The organism is Paraburkholderia sp. AV2, assembly GCF_054968425.1.
In genome coordinates, this window is record NZ_JBANLK010000026.1 from 89,283 (window position 1) to 95,340 (window position 6,058).

Sequence of the window (6,058 nt, forward strand, 5' to 3'; positions counted from 1 at the left end):
CAACATCATGAACGAAGAAATCCTGATCAACGTCACGCCCCAGGAGACGCGCGTCGCGCTGGTCCAGCAAGGCGCAGTGCAGGAGCTTCATGTCGAGCGCACGCTCTCGCGCGGACGCGTCGGCAACGTCTATCTCGGCAAGGTCGTGCGCGTGCTGCCGGGCATGCAGTCCGCCTTCATCGACATCGGCCTCGAACGTGCCGCCTTCCTTCACGTCGCCGATATCTGGCATCCGCGCATCGCCGGCGAAGCGCATCAGGCCGTTCATCATCAGCCGATCGAGAAGACCGTCTTCGAAGGACAAACGCTCATGGTGCAGGTCGTGAAGGATCCGATCGGCACCAAGGGCGCGCGCCTCTCGACGCAGGTGAGCATTGCCGGGCGCACGCTCGTGTATCTGCCGCAGGAGCCGCACATCGGCATCTCGCAGAAGATCGAGAGCGAGGCCGAACGCGAAGCCGTGCGTGCGCGCCTGACCGCCGTACTGCCCGCCGACGAGAAAGGCGGCTACATCGTGCGCACCATCGCCGAGGACGCCACGAGCGAAGAGCTCGCCGCCGACGTCGCCTACCTGCGCAAGACCTGGGCGACCATTCTCGCGCAGGGGCAGCGCCTGCCCGCAACGAGCCTGCTCTATCAGGACCTGAACCTCGCGCAGCGCGTGCTGCGCGACTTCGTGAACGAAGAGACGACGCGCGTGCAGGTGGATTCGCGCGAGACCTTCCAGAAGCTCTCGGAATTCGCGAGCGAATTCACGCCGGCTGTCTCACCGAAGCTGCACCACTACACCGGCGAGCGACCGCTCTTCGACCTCTACAACATCGAGGCCGAGATCCAGCGCGCGCTGTCGAGGCGCGTGGACCTGAAGTCGGGCGGCTACCTCGTGATCGACCAGACCGAGGCGATGACGACGATCGACGTGAACACGGGCGGCTACGTGGGCGCGCGCAACTTCGACGACACGATCTTCAAGACCAACCTCGAAGCGGCGCACACGATCGCCCGGCAACTGCGGCTGCGCAACCTGGGCGGCGTGATCATCATCGACTTCATCGACATGGAGAACCTCGAGCACCGCGATCAGGTGCTGGGCGAACTGAAGAAGGCGCTCGCCCGCGACCGCACACGCGTGACGGTGAACGGTTTCTCGCAACTGGGGCTTGTCGAAATGACACGCAAGCGTACGCGCGAATCGCTCGCGCATGTGCTGTGCGAGCCGTGCCCCACCTGCCTTGGCAAAGGCCAGGTGAAGACCTCGCGCACGGTCTGCTACGACGTTCTGCGCGAAATCCTGCGCGAGTCGCGGCAGTTCAATCCACGCGAATTCCGCGTGGTCGCTTCACAGCAGGTGATCGACCTGTTTCTCGAAGAAGAATCGCAACACCTGGCCATGCTGATCGATTTCATCGGCAAGCCGGTGTCGCTGCAGGTGGAGTCGAATTTGAGCCAGGAGCAGTACGACATCGTTCTGATGTAGGGCCACCGAGTTCCGACGAACACCGACTAAACCATTTGCGCTACGACCCGACCGACGCCGAAGCCCCGGCCCCGTCACCGAAAGCCAGCTACTCGCCCCGCGCCGCTGTGAGGATCGCCGGGACGACCTCTGAACAGTGTCAACCGCGTACAGGAAAACCTCACCAAGGGCGGCCTGCGCGGGCGCTCGCGTAACGGGCGCGCGGTATCCATACGCCCCATCACGAGCATCGACCAGAACGAGAAACTCATCCTGTTTTTCTTTTATTGATCGGGAATCCTTGAAAGCAACGAACTGAGCTAAAGCAGTTCGCTGCCCAATTGACGTTGTCCTTTATTCAACAACCGCCGAGGGGGCACCGGAAGACCGGGGAGCGGTTTCTTTTAAACAGAGTACGCCGAGAAATCCAATCGTGACGGCTACGACACACAGGTACATCGGATACTGGATGCCGAAGTGTTTTGCCACATAGCCACCTACCACAGGTGCCAGCGCGCCACCAATGAACTCGCCTACTCCGCTGACAAGTCCTGCTGCACTCGACATCAGGTTAGCTGGCACCGATTCACCGGTGAGCGGCCCTACCGTCAGAGCGATCATTCCGAACACGAAAACGAGGGTCATTAACAGATAGAAAAACAGGGAAACCGGGTCGCGACCTGTGTTGATCAGAAGAATCAAGAAAGCGGCGGTGCCTATTACGGAAATCACCATAACCGTCTTACGCCCGATAAAATCGGAAATCATGGGCATCAGGATGGTTCCAATCGTGCTGCCAAATCCCATTGCCGACAGGACATAGCCCATTTTTTGGACATCCATCCCCTGATGATCGACGAGATAACTTGGAAGAAAGGCACTCAGCAATACCAGACAGGTGAGCCAGCAGCCCATATTCAATAGATTCAGAGGAATGTTTCGATATCCGAACAGGTCTGTCCACTTATGCGATGCTTCCTGGGGATTCCTAATCTGTCGCTGAGGAGGCGTGCCATCCGTGTTTCGCAGGACTTTCCACATGAAAAACGCCAGAACCAGTCCTGGTAACGTCACGATGGGAAAGATGAAATGCCACGAAACAAATCTGAGCAACTGCGTCACGATGATTGGTGCAAGACCGAGTCCCAGGAGTGGATTCAAGGCCTGCTGGAGGCCGATATTGCGACCATGGCGCGACGGTTTCGATGCATTCAGGGTTGCCGTGATGCTGGCAGGTGCGTAAGCGCCCTCACACAGCCCCATAACTACGCGAACGAGTACAAGGGAGGTCAACCCAGTTGCTAGTCCACTCAGTCCCACGAGCAGGGAGAACAGGATGAGCGCGGGAATGATGACCTTCCGGAGACCAATTCGATCCGACAAGCGCCCCATGAAGATGGACGCCAGACCCCAAGAAAGAGAAAGCGCACCGGTTATATGGCCGAGATCCTGATAATCGAGGTGAAGATCTTTCATGATGACCGGGAATAACGGAACGATCACAAATCTATCGACACCGACCAACCCGAATCCAAGCGAAAGCAACAATACCGCTTTCCACTCGTAGCTTACGTCCCACTCCGACTGATTTCCGAGATTCACGTAGTTTGTCTCCAAATTTTATTAAAACTACTACATAATTATTTTTCGAATTCAGCAAGATACACCGCTTACGCTTTCCACTGGAAACGCGAAATTGTTTGGTGCCTTACCGTACAAATATTCGACAATTTATTGATCTGCGTCTGTCCACCAAGAGATGGACATCGCTGCCTGGAGATACGTCAATACCCCGTGGCTCCCAGCCCCTCTGGGAGGGCCTTCAATGACGAACGGCGGCCTTGACGACTCATCGTTCGTCCGAAGCTATGCATTGATGCGACGCCCGAGGAGAGGTATAGCGCAGGCGTTTCTGCCTAATGTGAAATGCAGATGGATTTCAACTCAGTAAAGCTCTCAACGGCATGTGCCCCAAACTCCCTCCCCATGCCGGATTGCTTCATCCCCCCGAATGGCAAACTCGGGTCGAGAGGAAGGTGTGTGTTAACCCACACTGTTCCCGCCTGAATCTGCGGTATTAGATTCATTACGCTGGCGAGATTTTCCGTCCACAAGCTCGCCGCCAATCCATAGACCGAGTCGTTCGCCATTTGGACCGCCTGATCAATGTTGTCATAGGGCACAACCGTGAGCACCGGCCCGAAGATCTCTTCCTTGACCACCCTGGAATCCATTGATGGCTCGGCAACGAAGAGAGTCGGCTCCATAAAATAACCCGGAAGATCAGGGATCTGCCCACCCACGATAAGTTGAGCCCCCTCGTCCCGCGCCATATCAACGCGATTAAAGACGGAATGCTGATGCCGCTCAGACACCAGCGGATTGATATCGGCGTCGGCGTCCATGCCACTACCGAACGACATCGAGTGTATGACCGAAGCGATGCCATCAACGACGGATTCCAACTGTTTGCGATGGACGTAGAGGCGTGACACGGCGGCGCAAACCTGTCCTTGATTGAAAAATGCGCCCGCAATCGCTCCTTGTACGGCTTTATCCACATTCACATCGTCCAATACGATCATGGGATTCTTGCCTCCGAGTTCGAGCGCAAAGCGTGCCATGCTCTCGACGGCTGCTTGCCCGACCTTTTTGCCCACCGCGGTTGAACCCGTGAACGTAATCTTGTTGATTTTCGTTGAACCCGAGAGGAGTTGACCAACGAGAGCATCCTTCCCTGTTACCACATTGAAGACGCCAGGCGGCACGCCCGCCTCAATTGCCAACTCTGCGAGACGCAGGGCAGTCAACGGCGTTTCCGCAGCGGGCTTCAGAACCACGGTACACCCCGCCGCGAGTGCAGGTATCAGTTTCCACACCGCAATCATGAGTGGAAAATTCCACGGCACGATCGCCGCCACAACGCCCACCGGTTCCCGTCGCGTGAACGCCGTATAGCGTGCACCTGGCTGCGCCGCAATGGACACGTCCAGCGTTTCGCCGGCAAGCTTGGTGCTCCAACCGGCCATATATCGCGTGTACTCTACCGATCCGGCTACTTCGATTCCTCTCGCCAGCCGGATCGACTTCCCCTGGTTCAGGGTTTCGATCTGGGCTAGTTCCTCCGCGTGCGTTTCGAGCAAGTCCGCCAGACGCAAAAGGATACGTTCGCGATCGGCCGGCCGAAGACCTGACCAGGTACGCGATTGGAAAGTTCTACGGGCACAATCGACGGCATCCTCGACATCCTGACTCCCGCAGTCAGCGACACGCGCGAGGACTGTTCCCGTGGCAGGGTTGAATACATCGAAACAGGCACCCGTGCTCGCGGCCGTAGATCGGCCATCGATAAAGAAGCCATGGATCCGCTCGATGAACGTCTGTACCGAGGGCAGCACCTGGGTCAGATTGTGGGCCATCACTCACTCCGGCGTAGTCGTGTTGTTGAGAAGGAAATCGGCACAACGCTCCGCGACCATAATGGTTGGCGCGTTGGTGTTCCCGGAAACGATAGTGGGCATGACCGAAGCGTCGGCTATGCGAAGTCCCTGGACCCCGTTGACCCGAAGCTCCGGCGACACGACCGCCGCCAGCCCCCCCATCCTGCATGTGCCCGCCGGATGGTAGACAGTCTTTGCATACTCTCGCACGTATGCCCTGAGCGCATCTTCGCCAACATCCGTCTCTGCGGACGGGAGCAATTCCTCCCGAATTAGACGGGACAATGATGGAGCACGCAGTATCGTTCGACCGAATTTCACACCGCGAACAAGCGTGTCAACGTCTGTATCGTCGGAAAGAGCACCGCTGTCGAACAGAATCGGATCCCTGGGGTCATCGCTGCGCAACCTCACCGAACCGCGCGATCTCGGCCGAAGAATGCATGGACTGATAGTTATTCCATGCCCCGACAAAGGTTGCCGTTCCACGTCACCAACAAGCGTGGGCACAACATGAAACTGAACATCGGGACGACTCCCACCGGATGTGTCGACAAACCCGCCACACTCCACGACATTCGACGTCAGCAAACCTGTTCGGAAGAGCTTCCACTGCAGGCCATGCTCCAATGCGCGAAGTCCACGATCGTTACCGAGCAGACTGATCGGTTCCTTTGCCCGACCATAAATCGGCACCTCCAGGTGATCCTGGAAGTTCATCCCCACGTTCGGGGAATCGTGAATCAGATCAATCCCATAGGATTTCAGATGCTCGGCAGGCCCGATGCCGGAAAGCATCAAAAGCTTCGGGGTCGCAAGTGCGCCGGCCGTCATAATGATTTCGCCGCGTACGGTGGCGCTGCCTGCCTCTCCGTCTTTTGAGCGCCATTCGACACCCGATGCACGTTTCTGCTTGAAGAGTATTCGTGTGACAGAGCTATTGGTCAGAACACGCAGGCTCGGATGGCCGAGCACCTCCGCCAGATAGGTCGCGGCGGTACTCCCCCGCTCGCCGTTGAAAGTCGTGGTGTGGTAGAAGCCAATACCGGCCTGCTGCTCTCCGTTGAAGTCGTCGTTGTACGAGAGTCCCCGTTCCTGGGCAGCCTTAAAGGCCAGTTCAAAATGGCCGCTCAGCTCGGCTGAAGATGTTCCAGCAGACGAG

The 6,058-nt window shown here is 57.6% G+C and carries 4 protein-coding genes and 1 pseudogene; 2 read left to right on the top strand and 3 right to left on the bottom strand.

What is annotated here, in order from left to right; translation table 11 throughout:
* Window positions 1–7 precede the first annotated feature (7 nt).
* Both rng and V8683_RS18800 read left to right on the top strand, forming a co-directional pair.
* On the top strand, window positions 8–1,477 hold the full coding sequence (gene rng, locus V8683_RS18795; RefSeq protein WP_411190150.1) for a ribonuclease G: 1,470 nt from the start codon (window positions 8–10) through the stop codon (window positions 1,475–1,477).
* Window positions 1,478–1,512: 35 nt separating this feature from the next.
* Window positions 1,513–1,747 (top strand): annotated as a pseudogene (locus V8683_RS18800) (DUF932 domain-containing protein); the annotation flags it as partial.
* A gap of 63 nt (window positions 1,748–1,810) precedes the next feature.
* Here V8683_RS18800 and V8683_RS18805 read toward each other — a convergent pair.
* The 3 genes from V8683_RS18805 to V8683_RS18815 all read right to left on the bottom strand — a co-directional run.
* Window positions 1,811–3,058 carry an MFS transporter gene (locus V8683_RS18805; protein WP_411190152.1) on the bottom strand — a complete coding sequence of 416 codons (1,248 nt, stop codon included), beginning with the start codon at window positions 3,056–3,058 and terminating at the stop codon, window positions 1,811–1,813.
* A 314-nt stretch (window positions 3,059–3,372) separates the two neighbouring features.
* Window positions 3,373–4,878, bottom strand: a complete 1,506-nt coding sequence (locus tag V8683_RS18810; RefSeq protein WP_411190154.1) for an aldehyde dehydrogenase family protein — start codon at window positions 4,876–4,878, stop codon at window positions 3,373–3,375.
* On the bottom strand, window positions 4,879–6,058 hold a 1,180-nt coding region (locus tag V8683_RS18815), incomplete at its 5' end, for a GMC family oxidoreductase (RefSeq protein ID WP_462880664.1). It abuts the gene before it with no gap.